The 17466-nt window shown below is 47.7% G+C and carries 17 protein-coding genes; 5 read left to right on the forward strand and 12 right to left on the reverse strand.

The genetic code is table 11. The features are described from left to right. Nucleotide 1 precedes the first annotated feature (1 nt). From LG202_RS05035 to LG202_RS05050, 4 genes are all read right to left on the reverse strand, one after another. The gene (locus tag LG202_RS05035) at nucleotides 2-1072 is read right to left on the reverse strand and encodes an integrase (RefSeq protein WP_230347309.1); all 1071 of its coding nucleotides are present in this window, start codon (nucleotides 1070-1072) and stop codon (nucleotides 2-4) included. Between the two features lie 207 nt (nucleotides 1073-1279). Further along, entirely contained in the window at nucleotides 1280-1813 is a 534-nt protein-coding gene (locus LG202_RS05040; protein ID WP_230347310.1) for a hypothetical protein, read from the reverse strand. Next, nucleotides 1767-2615, reverse strand: a complete 849-nt coding sequence (locus LG202_RS05045; protein WP_230347311.1) for a hypothetical protein — start codon at nucleotides 2613-2615, stop codon at nucleotides 1767-1769. The genes LG202_RS05040 and LG202_RS05045 overlap by 47 nt, the downstream gene beginning before the upstream one ends. 403 nt (nucleotides 2616-3018) lie before the next feature. Continuing rightward, complete coding sequence (locus LG202_RS05050; RefSeq protein WP_230347312.1) at nucleotides 3019-3648, reverse strand: hypothetical protein; 630 nt, start codon at nucleotides 3646-3648, stop codon at nucleotides 3019-3021. Between the two features lie 76 nt (nucleotides 3649-3724). On the opposite strand from LG202_RS05050, the gene LG202_RS05055 reads away from it, so the two are divergent. From LG202_RS05055 to LG202_RS05075, 5 genes are all read left to right on the forward strand, one after another. Continuing rightward, nucleotides 3725-4597 carry a phosphoribosyltransferase gene (locus LG202_RS05055; RefSeq protein ID WP_230347313.1) on the forward strand — a complete coding sequence of 291 codons (873 nt, stop codon included), beginning with the start codon at nucleotides 3725-3727 and terminating at the stop codon, nucleotides 4595-4597. Then, on the forward strand, nucleotides 4554-4922 hold the full coding sequence (locus tag LG202_RS05060; RefSeq protein WP_230347314.1) for a hypothetical protein: 369 nt from the start codon (nucleotides 4554-4556) through the stop codon (nucleotides 4920-4922). Before LG202_RS05055 ends, LG202_RS05060 begins: the two co-directional genes overlap by 44 nt. 243 nt (nucleotides 4923-5165) lie before the next feature. After that, complete coding sequence (locus LG202_RS05065) at nucleotides 5166-6218, forward strand: reverse transcriptase domain-containing protein (protein WP_230347315.1); 1053 nt, start codon at nucleotides 5166-5168, stop codon at nucleotides 6216-6218. 505 nt (nucleotides 6219-6723) lie between these two features. Then, nucleotides 6724-7761: a sulfite exporter TauE/SafE family protein gene (locus tag LG202_RS05070; RefSeq protein ID WP_230347316.1), complete on the forward strand. Its 1038-nt coding sequence runs from the start codon at nucleotides 6724-6726 to the stop codon at nucleotides 7759-7761. A gap of 76 nt (nucleotides 7762-7837) precedes the next feature. Continuing rightward, complete coding sequence (locus LG202_RS05075; protein ID WP_230347317.1) at nucleotides 7838-9226, forward strand: exonuclease domain-containing protein; 1389 nt, start codon at nucleotides 7838-7840, stop codon at nucleotides 9224-9226. Here the strand turns inward: LG202_RS05075 and LG202_RS05080 are convergent. The 8 genes from LG202_RS05080 to LG202_RS05115 all read right to left on the reverse strand — a co-directional run bounded on the left by LG202_RS05080 (nucleotide 9223) and on the right by LG202_RS05115 (nucleotide 17438). After that, on the reverse strand, nucleotides 9223-11055 hold the full coding sequence (locus LG202_RS05080) for an ABC transporter ATP-binding protein (RefSeq protein ID WP_230347318.1): 1833 nt from the start codon (nucleotides 11053-11055) through the stop codon (nucleotides 9223-9225). The two genes, LG202_RS05075 and LG202_RS05080, sit on opposite strands and share 4 nt — an antisense overlap. Further along, complete coding sequence (locus LG202_RS05085; RefSeq protein WP_230347319.1) at nucleotides 11048-12838, reverse strand: ABC transporter ATP-binding protein; 1791 nt, start codon at nucleotides 12836-12838, stop codon at nucleotides 11048-11050. The genes LG202_RS05080 and LG202_RS05085 overlap by 8 nt, the downstream gene beginning before the upstream one ends. A gap of 89 nt (nucleotides 12839-12927) precedes the next feature. Continuing rightward, nucleotides 12928-13710: an ABC transporter permease gene (locus tag LG202_RS05090; RefSeq protein WP_230347320.1), complete on the reverse strand. Its 783-nt coding sequence runs from the start codon at nucleotides 13708-13710 to the stop codon at nucleotides 12928-12930. Then, on the reverse strand, nucleotides 13707-14525 hold the full coding sequence (locus LG202_RS05095; RefSeq protein WP_230347321.1) for an ABC transporter permease: 819 nt from the start codon (nucleotides 14523-14525) through the stop codon (nucleotides 13707-13709). Before LG202_RS05095 ends, LG202_RS05090 begins: the two co-directional genes overlap by 4 nt. A 36-nt stretch (nucleotides 14526-14561) precedes the next feature. After that, nucleotides 14562-14969, reverse strand: coding sequence for an ExbD/TolR family protein (locus LG202_RS05100; protein WP_230347322.1), 408 nt, complete (start codon nucleotides 14967-14969; stop codon nucleotides 14562-14564). After that, nucleotides 14969-15706 (reverse strand): MotA/TolQ/ExbB proton channel family protein, encoded by a 738-nt coding sequence (locus LG202_RS05105; RefSeq protein ID WP_230347323.1) that lies wholly within the window; start codon nucleotides 15704-15706, stop codon nucleotides 14969-14971. Before LG202_RS05105 ends, LG202_RS05100 begins: the two co-directional genes overlap by 1 nt. A gap of 36 nt (nucleotides 15707-15742) precedes the next feature. After that, entirely contained in the window at nucleotides 15743-16573 is an 831-nt protein-coding gene (locus LG202_RS05110; protein ID WP_230347324.1) for an energy transducer TonB, read from the reverse strand. A 34-nt stretch (nucleotides 16574-16607) separates the two neighbouring features. Then, entirely contained in the window at nucleotides 16608-17438 is an 831-nt protein-coding gene (locus LG202_RS05115; protein ID WP_230347325.1) for an ABC transporter ATP-binding protein, read from the reverse strand. Nucleotides 17439-17466: the final 28 nt, after the last annotated feature.

The following is a 17466-nucleotide window of genomic DNA, read 5'->3' on the forward strand; positions in this document are numbered from 1 at the left end:
CTTATGCACTGGCCTTTTTTACTTTAAGGCCATGACTAAAACGTGAAAACTCGATCACGTTCATTTCATCTTTCCCCTGCTCTATTCTCGAAGCAGCAAACGCAAGATTCTCAGTTGCGTATTTTGCATAACGATCCACCATAGAACGTGTTTTCCACCCGCCTAGGTCTTTCAGTTCATCGCAGCTTGTTCCAGCCTGCCTATGCCATGAAGCCCAGGTGTGCCTCAGATCATGAAAACGAAAGTCTTCAATCCCTGCCACGCTAAGCGCGTTGTACCAAGCAGTGTTGCAGTTACTGCGCTTGATGGGTGCGCCCATATAGGTAAAGCAGTATCGGGAATGCTTTCCGATGTGCTCCTCCAACACCATGATTGCATCGTTATTTAACGGAACACCTCTCGGCGTGCCATTTTTGGTTTGGTTCAACCAAGCAGTCTTACGCTGTAAGTCCACTCGGCTCCATTCCAACTCAGTAATTTCCCTTGCTCGGCATCCTGTAGCAAGTGCGAATTTGACCAATGCGGCTAGATGAGGAGGACAAGCATTAATGAGTTTGCTTGCCTCGTCCTTATTCAACCAGCGATCACGCTCGACTTCGCCTGTTAGTAGCTTGATCTTAGGAATACTGTCTATCCATTGCCACTCGTCCCGTGCCATCTTGAGCAAGTTACGAATCAGCGCAAGATAGCGGTTTACAGTGGCAGGCTTAATACCGCGCTTCAACTCCCCTTGTACGATAGTCCACACCACATCCCCATTAACTTGGTTCAGGGTGAGATTACACATATAAGGATCAAGGAAGCGGCATATGCGCCTGATATCCTGAATACTCCTCAAACCAGCTTTAAGCGTTAAATACCGAACAACGGCTTCCTGCCATGTACGTTGAGGTTTGATACCGAAGTGAGTTTCGCGATAGGCATCCAGCTTAAGTTTTGCTAGATAGGCTTCTGCTTCCGCTCGGTCTTCAGTCCCAGAACTTTGGCGTACTCTCTTGCCGTTTGCGAGTGTTGCATTGATCCACCAATAGCGTGAATCCTCGCGTTTGTAGATTCCGGTTTCTCGGGCCATGTTATTTCCTTTTTAGCCCACCTTCGCTCGCGATGCTTATATTCATCCAGCCATTGATCCAAGTCAACTTTGTCATAGACCAAGCGCCGACCAAACTTCACGGCTGGAATTTGCAGTTCTGCCAATAAGGTCAATCCTATCCCTAGATAATTAGCAGCCTCTTGCTTTGAAAGACAACGCACCTCAGGCAAAGGCAGGTTGCTATCATCACTCCCCATCAGAGGCTTCTCGATAAGCTTTGGCGGCTTCTTCAAGCCAATACTCATCATCCTTGTTTTGATCGTCCAGATTGTTGAGGGTATTGAATTGCCTAGCCTTGATTGAGACTTTATCATTCACTAGGTCTTCAAACGCCAATCCCGAATCCATAGCACGGTTATTAATGAAGGCCACTAAGGCAGACACGAATGCTGGTCTAGCAATATCCCAATCTCGATACCCATGTGCAGCCATCCATGTCGTTAATCCACTAAAAGCGCGCTTAAGAGCAATTCGATCGTCTGGGGAGCGTTGATTAGAAAAGCGGTTTTGCAGTGGCCCACCCTCAGTTTCCCAATCTATAGTGGCCAAGGTCGCCCATAAGGGATGAATTGGCCAACGTGCACGTGTTTTGTCTTCAAAATTAGGGATAGTGAGCTTGAGGCTCTCAGTGGTCGCGTAAGACCATAATCCATCCAGATTAGCCAACACATCACTAAGCCGCGAAACCCTTTTGGGTAAGCAGTTGCCGTTTGTATTCAAACTCCAAACGCCATATAGGTTCACCGATCACCCAGCCTGCCTTTTGCCATAGGGGAATCAGGTAACTCTTATTGCTTTTGGTGATCTCAAGAAGCTTGTCATAAAGGCGGCCAGCCATCACACCACCAAGACCTATCGCCCAACCCGTAAAGTGGTTGTCCACGGCGTAGCTGTTAACACTAGAGGCATGAGTAACCCATGATTCCCTAGTCCAGCTCTCCATATTTAGATCGGAGGAGAAATCTACAAAGAGATCGATGCGGCTTACATTGGCAGATGATTCAATCACACCAAGGTTTGATAGCACCTTATATAAAGCCTCTTCAGCGGCCGCTGGCGTCTTGTAGGTGAGGTATTCACTGGAAAGCTTGATATAGGCCATAGGAGCAGCCTTACTAGGGCGGGAAAGCTGAATTCTGAAAGCATTATCTTCAATGACGTAGCTAAACATCGAAGAGCCTTTATCTTTAACCTCGAAAAGATGCTCTCCAACGCTGAACTGTGCTTTGGCTTGTTCTAAGGGATTTTCTGATTGAGCTAGACGCTTTAGATCTGCTAGCTGCTGATTAACCTCTGGATGTAGGTTGCCCTGATAGGATAGATACAAACTATCTACACCCCATCTTAAAAACTTAATCAGACCCGATAAGCTATTGCAGTTATTAATAGCTGTGTTACTGGGCACCGCTTCCACCACCAGGTCAGCGTCCGCCCGGCTTGCGCCGGTACGGGCGGCTTCCCCAGTGGTGGCTTGATCTAGTATTTCATCATTAATGCTACTCTTAGCTTTTGGGGTTTGCATATCCACTTACTCCGCTTGAGGAATACCAGCATCCCGAATTGGTTACTGGAGTGGATACGAATTTTGTAGAGGTATAACGACTGTTACGATGCCGTCAAAAAAACATTACTGCATTGACACCCTGTTATTTCCCTGATACCTCCGATAATCTCTCAATCTTTTAGTTATGTAATTAACATCCTCTATTCTATTTTGCCATTTGTCTAAGTCGGCCTGCTCACAAATTGTCAAAATCTCAGAATGAGTTAGGTCATTAAGCCAGCAAAGAGAGTCAAGAAGTGAAAAAACCAAATACACTCCTAGATAACGTATCTTCCCAATGAGTCCAGGCGTTGAATTAATTTTTAATAAGCGTGTTAGGAAAAATTTCTCTGCATTAAGCTGAGCCCTCTCATAACGCTGTTTAAAATATTGGATGATTAATGACTAAGGATCGATCAATTTTGGTAGCGCGAAAATAGGCCTCATCATCACCCTGAATAGCCTTAGGAACAAGAGACGTCATTTTTTCTCCATTAACCATCAATGAGAATAAATTATGTAAGCTTGAAAATATATGAAGAAATAAATATGTTCTTTGCTCAATCAAAAGTTTTTGGTCTTCAGAACTCAATGCTTTAAATTGAGATATTGCATGATTTTCTTCTTGTTGAGTATCAGGCCAATCACCCAGAATTTCATCAAGCCAAGTCAAATCACTTTTAATGAAATAACCAGTCCAAGAATTTAAAAAATCACCTTGCTCAGAGGGGGAAAGAAAACCAACTTCCTTTTCCCAATTTAAATACTCACTCTTACCCATAATGAAATACATCAAGCATGCAAGAATTTTTCCTTCGCTCTCATACAATAAAACATAATTATCTATTTTTAGGTTTGATTTAATTTTTTGCAAATGGCTCGGCATGACAAACCAACCACCTGCGTCAAATTGAAACTCTTTGAACAATTGCAAATATAAAGGAGCGAAAGAAACAACTAGCTGAATTGCTAGATCTTTTTTAACCTTAGTCATAGGAACTAAAATTTTCATAAAAATCAATTAGTTATAAAAAAATTGACATTAAATAAATACTTGTTAAAAATACAAGTATATAAGTAGGCGAAAAATGCAAATAGAACTCAATTTTATGAATATTGATATTAATAAAAATTTAAGTCAAATTGAATTGCTTGAAAATGTTCCTTGGCTGGCAAGGGAGCGTTACTCGATAGCAATTAACAACTTATTTTCCGAGTGTGATACGGATGATCAAATTTGGTTAATTTGCAAGCTTTTATCAGAATTTAAATTGCTAAATTCTACAGAATTTACTGACTCTATAACGCTGATTGCCAAACACATAAATTCTGTATGGTGTTTTAAAGATGATGCAATAATATGCGCGACCTCAGACTCTGACAAACCAGATGGATCACAAAGTATAATTCGGGCATTGGAAGTTGATCTTAATCCTAAAAATTACAATGCCATTTACAACAACATCAGTCCTGCATTTTTCAACAAAAAAAATAGTTCAACAATATTATTGGTTGATGATTTTTTAGGCACAGGTACTACTATGCTTAGAAAAATTCAAAGACTTAAAAATCATTTAGAAAAGAAAGATGTTATCCCAACAATATATTTCGCGTGTCTAGCTGGAATGAATGAAGGGTTTGAGAACTTAAAAAAAATACTTGGTGATAAAAATGTATTTATTCCAATTATTTTTACAAAAGCAATTTCTGAAAACATCACAGATGATGAACAAAGAAAAAAAGCAATTAATGCAATGCTTGAACTTGAATATAAGATTTTACCGATAACACCATATCCTAGAAAAATAAACTTTAAAGAATATAATTTTGGATTCAACCTTAGTGAAGCACTTTATTGTCAAGAAGGTGCAAATATTCCAAACAATGTATTTCCAATATTTTGGAAAGGAAATTTAAGTGGCGAATCAAAATCGAGAAAAGCCTTATTTCATAGAGTCTGATGACTTGTTAGAACGTTGGGAAGACGATAGATACCTGATTGATAGAAGAAAAATATTAACACTCTTACTTAAGTCGGAAAAAGTAATTAATTTAAACGAATTATATTTAGCTTCTGAAGTATCTATCGTTAGCTTTTCTAAAGCATTAGTTGAATTAAAAAATAAGAAAATTGTTATCCAAAAAGATAAATTCACTTTAGAGCTATTAGAAAATGCAAAAAAAATTATTTTGGCTAATAGTAAATTTTACTTTTCTCCATCATTAAGTAGATCTTGGAATACTATCCCAACATCAATGCTTTATAGAGATAAAGAAATTAAATAAGTAAATATATAATTTACATAAAAAATATATACAGGTATCATACGTTCGCCTCACTCTTTAGCCAGAGGTGAAGTCGCCTCGGGAAGTAAGGGAAGATTCACCTTCCCACCCTCTCTGATAAAAGGCCATCAGAGAGGGTAGCATGGCAGATAAAGCCTGCCAGCTGGGTAAAGATTAGTATCCACTAATCTTTACCCGTATAAACAACTACTTCACTATCAAAATGTAAAGAGTGAGGCTCCATTGCTTGAAATTAATGAAGAAATTTATGAACATCTCTCATCGCATATGGAGCTAGATCAGCGAGATGATCTTTTAAAGTTAATACAAAAATTTGATGATATGCAAATTCCTGCAATTATCACATTTGATATTTTTGCTAGAACAGTTAATATCAATAAAAAATCTTTAGCTGCAATGTGTTACGGAGCTGAAAAATTTTACAGAACTTTTAAAATTCCAAAACGTAGTGGCGGTATGAGACAAATTGATTCTCCATTCCCCAGCTTGTCTTTAGTTCAAAAATGGATATCTAATAATATTTTAGAAAAATTAGATATCGACAATGAATCTGCCTGCGCTTATATCAAAGAAAAATCCATTAAGAATCATGTTGAAAAACATATTGATTCAGCGTTTATCCTTAAAATTGACCTCCAAGATTATTACCCCACAATTTCTACACGTGACATCATTTATACATTTTCAGAAATTGGTTACCCTGTAAATATTTCCACCTCAATTGCTCATATCCTAAGCTTAAATGGAGGTCTTCCTCAAGGAGCACCTAGCAGCCCTTTATTAAGTAATATTATTACACTTGGTCTTGATGTAAAAATAAAAGAATACTGTCAAAAAAATAATTTTTTATACTCAAGATATGCTGATGATCTGGCTATATCCGGCGAAAATATATCTGAGGATAATATTTTAGAGATTTATAGGCTAATCAGTTCTGAAGGATTTATTGTCAACACAAGTAAGTCTAAGCTCTACACTCCTAAACAACCGGTTCGTCACTTAACTGGATTAATAATTAATAATGGAAAAATTAGAATACCTAAACAAACAAGAAAAATGGTAAGACAAAAATTATTCTATATAAGAAATTATTATTTATCAGATCTGGAATCATCATCTAATCATAACCTTTTTTCTTTACATGACCCTCTATTGTTAGAGAGAGTTTTAGGATATTTAAACTTTTGGTTATGGATTGAACCAGACTCAGAATTTGCAACAGTTTCGATTCAAGAAATTAAATCAATAAAAACAAAACTTCTCGAGTCAATCTAATTACTTCCTCGTATCAAAAATTGTTACTGAGGCTTGCTTTTTTGTCTTTGGTCCTGAAAGCTCTTCTGTGACTGTATTGACGAAAGCTTACGACCACGTGCGAGCGATGGCGAAATTTAATTAAATAAATCAATATTTTATGTGGAATTTTAATCCGTGTGCCTCTGGTTCGAGTCCAGGTTGGGGAGCCAAATAGAGAAAGGCCCACAGCAATGTGGGCCTTTTTTCTTTCTTCCGCAATATTCCACTTTTGCCGCAAACCACTTAAGTTGGCCATAGCCTTAGTGTTGCATTTTTACCACGCTATCGCTTAACCCATCCCTTAGCATCCCAGCTCACACGACCTATCACCAATGGTATATTGCATGGCGAAGCTTGATCTCCAGTCCCAATTTCCTGGTTTTCAAATTTATTAAATTTTTTGACCCGCCAAGTCTTTTGTAGTCAGAACCCAGCCAATATTCACATGGCTGCATAAAAGACCGCTCAATTTACCCACTACATCATGATGTATTTAAATATTTTTCTTGTTGCTTTCCTTGCATTCTCTTTGAGCATGATTTGCGGCGGCGGTGCTGGACTGTTGCTAATACCCATCCTGGGTTATGTCCTACCAGCAGCACAGGTGCCCGCTGCCCTGTCCATCGGAACCTCCATCAGCTCTGTTACCAAGCTATCCCTATTTTTCCGGCAGATTAATTGGCATATTGTGAAACACTTCTTGCCTTTTGCACTGCCGGGCGTGGTGCTTGGGGCATGGCTGCTGAGTTATTTGTCTCCCATGTACATAGAGTTATGCATGGCACTATTTCTTGTGTCCAACTTACCCTATGTATTCAGAAAAGAACCAGCAGCATCACCGAAGAATACCTCTCGGCACTCAAACCACTTTCTAAAATTTATCGGGCTTCTGGCTGGATTTATCTCGGCACTCACGGGTGCTGTAGGCGTTTTATTTAATGGTATATATCTGCGTTATGGGCTAACGAAAGAGGAAATAGTTGCAACCCGGGCAGCTAATGAAATCATCCTGCATCTTGTCAAATTATGCCTATATGTCTCATTTGGGCTGTTTACGCTGAAGGTGTTTTATATCGGCATGCTGGTTGCAATAGCAGCTGTGGCATCAACCTACCTGATGAAATACGTTTTGCCTAAAATCTCCATCAGGGTATTTAGCAAGATCGGTTATAGCGCCATGGTAGTGTCAGGCATATTGCTATTAAACAGTGCCCTAGCTAGGATTCACGAGGCCCACAATCCAGACATTGATATTATCAGAGTATCAAAGGGTTACGACGCTACATTCAACTGGGATGATTTGATCTATACCATTGAATTTAAGTATGGTGAAGGTTTCGAGTTCGAGAAAATCATTCCATTCTCAGAGCTTGATGAGGCACGCCAGGCCTATGTACGCTCACAAGATGCAGCAGCAGCCAAAATTGTGATTGAGAAAGTCTACGCCTTGAAAAAGATTTCTTACGAAGCGTATTACTACGATGACGATAATCAACTGATTAAGAAAATCAAGTTTCCATAACCTGATTAAATATATAGTAAAACAAGAGAAAACTTTTACATCCTATTGAATATAATAAAATTATATTTCTCCCTTTATGTTACCTGCTTACGTACTGCTAGACCTTGAAACCACTGGTGCAACGCCTACCACAGACCGAATCACAGAAATTGGGTTGATCCGGTATGAAGATGGGGTTGAGGTGAGGCGCTGGCAAACCCTGGTCAATCCTGAAAAGCAGATTATCCCCTTTATTGAGAAAATCACCGGCATCAGCAATGCCATGGTAAAAGATGCACCCTTGTTCAAGGATATCGCACATGAGTTGCTGAGCCAGCTGCAGGGCGCAGTGCTATGCGCCCACAACGTGCGCTTTGATTATGGTTTTCTCAAGAATGAATACAAGCGGCTAGGGTCAACCCTACAGCTTAATGTATTGTGCACAGTGAAACTCTCTCGCCGGCTTTATCCTGAATATAAAAGCCATGGCCTGGATGCCATCATTGCGCGCCACGGCATCGTCTGTGTAGCCAGACATCGCGCCATGGGCGATGTGGAGGTGATGACAGAATTCCTGCACATTGCAGAAGCCGAGCATGGACTGGCAACATTAAAAGCCACAGCTGAAGAATTGCTCAAAAGCCAATCTCTACCAGTCGGCATTGACCCACAATTGATAGAAGACATACCAGAAACACCTGGCGTCTATCTCTTTTATGGCGAAAATGCCCTGCCTCTCTATGTAGGCAAGAGCATCAACCTGCGCAGCCGGGTGCTATCGCATTTCAACAGCGATCATTCGCGCGCCCGTGGCATGCGGATTGCCCAGGAAATCAAGCATATTGAATGGATAGAGACTGCCGGGGAGTTTGGGGCATTGTTGCTGGAAGCCAGGCTGATCAAGGAACGCCAGCCGATACATAACCAGCAGTTGCGACGCGAGCAGCAGCTTTGCTCCTGGCATTTGTTACCTTCTGCCGACCAACGCCCCCTGCTGACCCTAGTCACCCAAGATGACATGACACAAGAGTTGCTGGGCACACTCTACGGCACTTATCGTACCAAGCGCCAGGCCACTGCCACATTACGCCAGCTTGCCCAGGCCCACGCACTATGTCCGCAATATTTGGGGCTGGAAAGCGGAAATGGTCCTTGCTTTTCATATCAGCTCAAGCGTTGCAAAGGCGTATGCTGTCACCAGGAGTCTCCAGAATTGCACTACCTGCGCCTGAAGCAGGCGCTGATCAGCCACCAATTGAAATCTTGGCCCTACCCCGGCAAGATCGGCATCCGCGAAAGCAATGCCAAGAATGGAAAATCCGCAGTACATGTGTTTGAGCACTGGTGCTACCTTGGCACGGCGGACGACCACGACAGCCTGGAGATGATGCGCCATACCAAGACGGCGTTCATCTTCGATATTGATACTTACAAACTGCTGCTGAAACAGCTCAACAAACCTGGCCTTCAATTGTTGCAGCTTTAAAACTCCTGCCCGGCCTCATAAGCATGATACAACGCGGCATAATGTCCGCCCTGGCGCATCAATACGTCATGCGCGCCCTGCTCCACCACCTGGCCGTCGCGGATCACGGCAATGCGGTCGGCATCACGGATGGTAGCAAGCCTATGGGCGATGATGACTGCAGTCCGTCCCTCGCATAAGCGCCGCAAAGCATGTTGTATCTTGCGCTCGGTCTGGATATCCACAGCGGACGTAGCCTCGTCGAGAATCAGGATGGCCGGGTCTGCCAGGTAAGCCCGCACCAGGCAGACCAGTTGCCGCTGCCCATGGCTCAGATGGCTACCCAAGGCGCCCACCTCCGTCTGGTAGCCATGCGGCAAGCGGCTAATGATGTCGTGTACGCCCAGTGCCTCGGCCGCGTCGATCAGCTCCTGATTGCTGGCGTGCGGCCTTGCCAGCCGCAAGTTGTCGATAATCGTGCCGCTGAACAAGACGTTGTCCTGCAGTACCACGCCCACATGATGGCGCAATTCATGCTGCGCCACAGACTTTACATCCTTGCCGTCGACCAACACCGCGCCGCCCTGCACCTCGTAGAAGCGTGTCAGCAATTGCACCAGCGTACTCTTGCCATGTCCCGTAGGCCCGACAATCGCCAGCACCTCGCCAGCCCCCACCTTGAGATTCAGGTTGCGGATGACCGGGTTTTCGCCGTCCGGATGATAGGAAAACACCACGTCGCGGAATTCAACATCGCCCTTCACCTGTCTTAACGGTATTGGATGCTCGGCATCACGTATCTCCGGCTGGGTATCCAGCAGTAGGAAGATGCGTTGGGCAGAGGCCACACCGTTGATGTAACGCTCGAACAGGTCGCCCAGCTCCTGCAACGGCCCAAGGAACATGAAGACATAGAACATGCTCGCGGCCATCTGCCCAAAACTGATATGTCCCAAGGCGACTTCGCGGCTACCGAAGACGATGAGCAGCATCATGCCCAGGGTCGTCAACACGCCGGTGAAATGCGAGAACCAGCCCGACATCAGGGTATTGCGGATCAAGGCGTTGATAAAGTCCTGGATCAGTACGCGGTAGCTGGCACGGTTGTTTTCCTCCTGTACTGCCTGCTTGATCAGGCGCACGCCGGCCACCGTCTCGACCAGGTGCGCAGTGAAGCGAGCGCGGTTTTCCGCCACCCGAGCGTAATTTCTCTGCGCCAGATATTTGAACAGCCATGTCGCCCCGAATAACAAGGGAATCACGGATGCAAGACTGAGGAACAATATCGGCGAGGTCAGCCAGAGCAATATCCCAGCCACTACGCTGCGCAGCAAGGCCGACAGCAGCTCGGGCGGCCCTTGTATCATCAACGGCTCTAGGCTGTCGACATCGCGATCTATGCGCGAGACGATGCGGCCAGACTTGGTGCGGTCAAAATACCCAACACTCAAGTGCTGCACATGATTGAACACACTCACGCGCAAGCTGTTCAACACCCGGATCGCCGCCGAGCCGGAAAGATATTGGGAAACGCCTGCCAGACCAAAACGCCCGGCCCAGGAAATGGTCATGCCGACCAAGGCCCACACGATGATGTGAGTATTGAGGCTATAACCTCCCGTCAGGCCTTTCACCAAGGCATGGTCGATCACCTGCTCGATCATGTAGGGCCGCAAAAATACGAGCGCGACCAGCACTATTTCAGCCAGGATAGCGCCAATGACAAAATGTTTCACTGGACGTAGCAAGGGTAATAGACGCCAGAACATACCCCGCTGCAATTTCTGCTGCGCCAGCATTTCCTCCAGCTCAATGTCAGACATGACCCGCGGACCTGATGTTTTACTCATGAGTATCTCCCACTCCCATCAACTCCCTGTACTCCACGCTTTCTGCAACCAAATTTGCGTGCGTCCCTTCCGCAATGATCCTGCCGCCCGAAAGCACCAGTACGCGATCTGCCAACAGGATGGTGGAGAGTTTGCTGGCAATCATCAGTACCGACACCGCCTGGCCCTTGTCCTCAGGCAGGCGGCGAATATTATTCAACACCGTGCGCTCAGTCACGGCATCCAGCGCACTGGTGGCATCATCCAGCACCAGGATCGAGGGCTTTCCTATCAAGGCGCGTGCAAGGCATATCCGCTGCCGCTGCCCACCCGAGAGCGTAATGCCTCTATCACCGATGCGTGTCTCCAGGCCAGATTCCAATCGTGCCAGCACTTCTTCTGCCGATGCCATGCGTAAAGCCCACAACAGCTCCTCATCCGTTGCCTCTTGGTCCGCGAGGCGCAAATTGTTGGCCAGGCTGTCTGAAAACAAGAATCCTTCCTGCGGCACGACATGGATCGCGCGCCTCAAGGCGTCCAAGGTGAAATCGCGAACATCGTGCCATTCATCATCCCACCTCAACTCGAGGTTGCCGGTTTTGGCATCGGCAAGCCTAGGTAGCAAGCTTGCCAGGGTGCTTTTGCCAGAGCCTGTCGCCCCGACCAGCGCTACAACTTCGCCGGGCTTGAGTTCAAAACTGCATTGATCTAGCACCGGGTTGCCTCCGCCTGGAGGCTCGACAGCCACATGCTGCAGCCGGATGCCAAGCGCCTTGCCCTGAGGAATATCCCGCGTTCCACCTTCAATCTCGGGCAAAGCATCCAACAGTTCCCATATGCGCGCCGCCGATGAACGTGCATCGGCAAACACTTGCATCACCCGTCCCACGCCTTCCACCCTGAACACCAGCGTAGTAGACATCAATAGAGAGGCCACCAGCTCTCCGTAATTTAAATGTCCGGTATAGACCAGGTATGCGCCTACGCCGAGCACCCAGACTTGCCCGAGCCCCACGACGAACTGGGGAATGGGGATCCTGCTTGCCGAATAGCGCAATGCCTCCAGGGCCTGGCTGACGAAGAAACGGACATGGCGCTCGAACTGTGCCACGCGGGTGGACTCAAGGCTAAACGCCTTGATCACGCGCACGCCGCTTACCCCTTCCGTCAGGTCCTGGTTGACGCTGTCGAACGCCTGCCCTACGGCACGGTCGAGCTGTACCAAGTGATCGGTCTGGCGAAACAGGATATAAAAGCCTAGGGTCGTCAATAACAAGGGGCCGATACCCAGCAGAGGGTGATACCAGAACAGAAAGCTGACCGCGGCGATGACGATAAACGAAGTATCGACAACCTGCCGCCAGAAGCTGATCAAGGCATCGCGCAACTTATCGGCATCGCGCGTAGTGCGCGTCACGATCTCGCCCGCGCCGTGCAGCCAGTGGTAGGCCAGATCTAGGCGCTGCACCTGCACCAGGATCATCTCGCGCAAATATCCCAGCAGGTCTTGCTGAATTACCAATGATAGCCAACCGACAAAGTACATGAGTAACGCCCGGCCTGCGGCAATGCCCACAATGACCAACAGCCAATGCCAGGCAACGCTGGCATCTAGGTTACCTGCCGCATCGGTGACGACCGCCACGCCCTGCTCCACATCATGCACTGCACGCGCAATCATGCCTTGCTGCCAGGCCAGCATGAAGTTGGCAAGGGCAAACAAGGCTGCGGAAATCCAGAAACGTACGGGCGTACGCCGATACAGCCACAAACATCGCAACAAGGGATAGGAATGGAGATTCACAAACCGGGCTTTCATACGGCAGGGTTATGCGCCATGCCTGGGGAATCAGGCATGGCTAAGAAACACGCTATAACAATTTGAGGGATAGACTAGCGCAGGTTACGCCAGCGGAACAAGTAGCGGCCAGCGCGCTGGATAACCAGGTTCATCAGGTAGCCCAACACACCAATCAAGGCGGTAAGGATGATAAGAATATCCATGCGTGACGCCGCCTGCGCATTCATCATGATGTTACCCAGGCCAGCACCGGCGCTGAACAGGATCTCACTACCAATAGTCGCTAGCCAGGCAAACGCCAACGCAAATGAAATACCGGTAAAAATGCTGGGCAATGCTGCGGGCAGGAGTATCTTGAAGAAGGTCTTGCGACGACCAAGCTTATAGACATCCCCGACCTCCTTGTACTTGCCTTCCACCTGATGCAAGCTTTCATAAGTCGCCAGCACCATGGGATAAAATGCCGACAGGCACACCACCAGCAGCTTGGATGGATCGCCATTACCCAACCAGAGGCTGAACAAGGGCACCAGACCCATCAAAGGCACCTGGCGCAGCATATGGTAAAGCGGCCCGATCAACACATCCGCCACGCGCCATAACGCCATCACCGCACCAACCCCAAAGCCGATTGAGCCGCCAATCAGTAGCCCAAGGAAAGCACGCTGTAGGCTGGCAGCGACACCTTGCTGCAACTCACCTGTCGAGATGATTTCCAGCAAGCCGTGGTAAATCTGAGAGATAGAGGCAAATGCATAAGCATTTTCCGCGCTCTGCCGAGACATGACCTCCCACACCAGCAATAATGCCACTGGGATCAGCCAACCACGTCCACTTTGCAAAATACGGTATCGGGATAAATTTTGCGTTGTCATTTTGCCTCCACCTTGCGCCAGGGAATCAAATTAGCCTCACCCCACTTGAACAGGCGGTCGATGCCGAAACCGATGAGCCCGGTCAGCACCACGCCGACCATTACGATATCAATGCGGAAAATCTCGCGCCCCATCTGCATCATATGACCAAGCCCGCTGTCAGCGGCAAGCAACTCCGCTGCCACCAGAATGGTCCATGAGCGTGCAAACGCGATACGAAAGCCAGTCAGTATGGGTGGCAGGATCGCGGGGATCACCATCTTGGTATACAAGGTACGGTTGGGCAACTGGTAGGCCTGTGCCACCTCGAAATAATGCCTGGGTATGCCCTTGGTAGCCTCGTATGAAGCCAGCGCTACGGTAAAAAAGGCAGCCTTGACCACGATGGCGATCTTGAATACCTCCTCAATACCGAAAAGCAGGATGAAGATCGGGATCAAGGCGATGGTCGGTACCTGGCGTAATGCCTGGAACAGCGGCGAGAAAAAGTCCTCTACCGTGCGCGACAATGCCATGAGGATACCGAACAACAAGCCAGAGCTCGCGCCAATTAAGAAGCCAACACCTAAGCGAGATAAACTGACTGACAAATGCGCCCACAACTCGCCCGAATCCAGCAGCTCATGCAGGCTGGCGAGCACCTCCCACGGTGACACCAGCAATTGCGGAGAAAAAATCTCCAGCTTGGTGACCCATGCCCATAGCAAAAGAAATGCTATAGGGGAAATAAACGCTGCCAAGCGCAACCTGCTGCGACGGCGAAACACGGGGTCGGCCTGATTAATGCCAAGTGCAACCCTGATACCTATGCTCATAAACTCAACTCTTTCCTGCTAGACAATATCAGAGATTTATTCTGCCTGGGTCAGCACAGCCAGCTTGGTAATGCCAGCGCGTTCAATCGCAGCCATCACTTTGGCAACCACGCCGTAATTAACAGCCTCGTCTGAACTCAAGTGCAGTGCCAGATCAGGATTCGCTGCCTGGCGCGCCTTTAACTCAGACTCAAGTTGCGCTACAGGCACTTCTTGCTTGTCTACAAATACCTTGCCTTGCGCATCCACGCTTACCGTCACCGGTTTCTTTGGTTCTGGTGGTTGCGTTGCAGCCGTTTTGGGCAAGTTCACCGTAATGGCATTGTTGAGTACTGGAATGGTGACAATGAAGGCCACCAGGAGCACCAACATCACGTCAACCAAAGGTGTAATGTTGATTTCACTTAATACTTCATCAGATTCACTACTGGTCGAGAAAGCCATTATGCAACCGCCTCATTTTTCAGGTTAACCACGGAAGACGATGTAGCTTCATGCTTGACTGCACCAAGCTCAACAGGCTTGCTGCCAGCAAAGTTTGCCTTGCGGGACAAGCGGATCAGGTCGGCAGCAAAATCATCAAGGTCGCCGTTGATCAACTTGAGACGACGGGTGAAAAAGTTGAATGCCAATACGGCTGGCACCGCAACCGCAATACCGAGGCCTGTAGCCACCAGTGCTTCACCGATAGGGCCAGCAACAACTTCCAGGCTGGCAGAGCCCAATGCGCCGATATTGGTCAACGCATTCATGATGCCCCATACCGTACCGAACAGACCAACAAACGGTGACGTACTACCAATACTGGCCAACACGGCAAGACCGCTGTCCAGGCTACGACGTTCCTTGAGGATTTGCTGACGCAGGGAGCGCTCCAGTAAATCCTGACGATCGCCCGTGTGCTCAAGATCATGGGAAGCATGGCCGTCTACATCACGCAAGGTATTAAAACCGGCCTGGGCAACACGTGCAGCCGGACCGTCAACATCATGAATCTCAGAAGCGGCAATGATATTAGGTGCGCTCCAGAATGCCTGCTTGTAACGCTTGCTCTGGCTGGCTGCACGCCAATGTTGGTAGCCTTTTACCAACAGCAATGTCCAGGTCACCACGGAAAAAGCGATGAGTGCATACAGCACAGTATCAACGATCAATGAATTGGATTCTGCAATATCAAACATCTTTATGTTCCTTCAATTGTTTACGTAAATAAGGCTTTATGAAGCCAATTTGAATTCAATAGGCACCGTAGCCCAGCCATCAATCGGGGTATTTCCGCGCTTGGATGGCGCAAACTCCCAGCCTTTTACAGCCTCTAGTGCTGCATCATCCAATGTTTTGCGGCCACTGGACTTCTTGACTTCAGCACTTTGCACACGACCATTGGCCAACACACGTACCCGCAGTACCACGGTGCCTTGCCAACCTTGCCGTTGCGCAAATGACGGATATTTTGGTGCCGGGTTATTCAAGTAACCTGCATATCCCATTGCCTCTGTCACCGGCTCCTCTTTCACTGGCTCAGGCGGTGGCGGCGGTGCTGGTGGCGCCGCCTCTACTGGGGCTGTGGTTTTTGCAGCGGTCGTGTTTTCCTGCACCACAATGTCATCCGGCTTGATGTCAGGCTCGGCTTGCGGTGTTTTCAATGCCGGTTGCGGCTTTGGCTGCGGTGGCGGCTGCTTCACCACTTTCTTGGGCGGTGGAGGTGGCGGCGGCGGTGGTTTCACTTCGGGTGGTGGTTCAATCACCGGCTTGATAATCTCGATTTCCACCGGCCGGGGCTTGGGCACAATAGGCGCATGTTCTGCATTGATATAAAAATAAGCGCCGACCACATGCACAGCAATCACCACCAAGCCCAGGGCAAGGTAGTTCCTGCCACCACCGGGGATGGCCACCTCATCTTGGAATTCTTTCTGACGTAAGGCAAATGCCTGGTCAAACCGCTTGCCTGCCTCGGCAACACGTTTTGCCAGCTCATCTCTTTTAGGCAAGATGTCACCAGTCTCAAGCAGACCACCAGCAGGCCTCAAGGCAGATGTAGACACGTATATCCTCCTTTGTAAATTCTGTTGCAGCGTGCTAGACGAAATCCGTCAGCACGTCATCCTTGATACGCTGGAATTCCAGCGTGGAACGCACGCGTGGCCGTGGCAGATCGACTGGAACGATACGCTTGATGCGGCCTGGATGTGATTGCATCACCACAATACGGTCACCCAAAAACACAGCCTCCTCCACATCATGCGTCACTAGGATGGTGGTCAAGCCCTCCTGTTCCCACAAGCGTTGCAGTTCCTGTTGCAGCTTCAATCGGGTCAAAGCATCCAGTGCCGCAAATGGCTCGTCCAAGAGCAGCAACTGTGGACGCAATACCAACGCCCTGGCAATCGCCACGCGTTGCGACATTCCGCCGGAAATTTGGTGGGGGTAGGCTTTCTCAAAACCCGACAATCCCACTAGGTCTATCTGTGCCTGCACGCGGCGCTTGCGCTCTGCCTTAGTGATATCCGTGGCTGAAAAAGCCAGTGCGATATTGGCTTCCACTGTCAACCAGGGGAACAAGCGGTGCTCCTGAAACACAATCCCGCGATCAAGATCAGTGCCCTGAATGCGCTTGCCCTGGTACACGATGTCGCCCGCATACTGAGTATCCAGGCCGGCAATCAGCTTCAGCAAAGTTGATTTGCCGCATCCGCTGGCACCCACGATCGAAATAAACTCGCCCGCGCGAATGTCCAGGTTAATGTCAGAAAGCACCTGCAAGCGCTCGCCTGACAGCTGGAAGGCCTTTTCAACACGCTCTATCGTCAAGGCAATAGGCTTCAGAGCCAATTGCTGGTTTGCACTTTGCAACTCAGCATGCAGTGCCTGTTCCCTTTTAAAACTCAGCACTGTATTCAATGCACTCATTCTTGCTTCTTTCTGCCGCCTGGGCTTT

The organism is Methylobacillus methanolivorans (genome assembly GCF_054588515.1).

What these genes read in the sequence shown, in the direction of transcription:
- LG202_RS05090 (WP_230347320.1), bottom strand. Translation starts at nt 13,710, where the DNA reads ATGACAACGCAAAATTTATCCCGATACCGTATTTTGCAAAGTGGACGT.
- LG202_RS05095 (WP_230347321.1), bottom strand. Translation starts at nt 14,525, where the DNA reads ATGAGCATAGGTATCAGGGTTGCACTTGGCATTAATCAGGCCGACCCC.
- LG202_RS05035 (WP_230347309.1), bottom strand. Translation starts at nt 1,072, where the DNA reads ATGGCCCGAGAAACCGGAATCTACAAACGCGAGGATTCACGCTATTGG.
- LG202_RS05045 (WP_230347311.1), bottom strand. Translation starts at nt 2,615, where the DNA reads ATGCAAACCCCAAAAGCTAAGAGTAGCATTAATGATGAAATACTAGAT.
- LG202_RS05050 (WP_230347312.1), bottom strand. Translation starts at nt 3,648, where the DNA reads ATGAAAATTTTAGTTCCTATGACTAAGGTTAAAAAAGATCTAGCAATT.
- LG202_RS05105 (WP_230347323.1), bottom strand. Translation starts at nt 15,706, where the DNA reads ATGTTTGATATTGCAGAATCCAATTCATTGATCGTTGATACTGTGCTG.
- LG202_RS05115 (WP_230347325.1), bottom strand. Translation starts at nt 17,438, where the DNA reads ATGAGTGCATTGAATACAGTGCTGAGTTTTAAAAGGGAACAGGCACTG.
- LG202_RS05070 (WP_230347316.1), top strand. Translation starts at nt 6,724, where the DNA reads ATGATGTATTTAAATATTTTTCTTGTTGCTTTCCTTGCATTCTCTTTG.
- LG202_RS05075 (WP_230347317.1), top strand. Translation starts at nt 7,838, where the DNA reads ATGTTACCTGCTTACGTACTGCTAGACCTTGAAACCACTGGTGCAACG.
- LG202_RS05055 (WP_230347313.1), top strand. Translation starts at nt 3,725, where the DNA reads ATGCAAATAGAACTCAATTTTATGAATATTGATATTAATAAAAATTTA.
- LG202_RS05100 (WP_230347322.1), bottom strand. Translation starts at nt 14,969, where the DNA reads ATGGCTTTCTCGACCAGTAGTGAATCTGATGAAGTATTAAGTGAAATC.
- LG202_RS05080 (WP_230347318.1), bottom strand. Translation starts at nt 11,055, where the DNA reads ATGAGTAAAACATCAGGTCCGCGGGTCATGTCTGACATTGAGCTGGAG.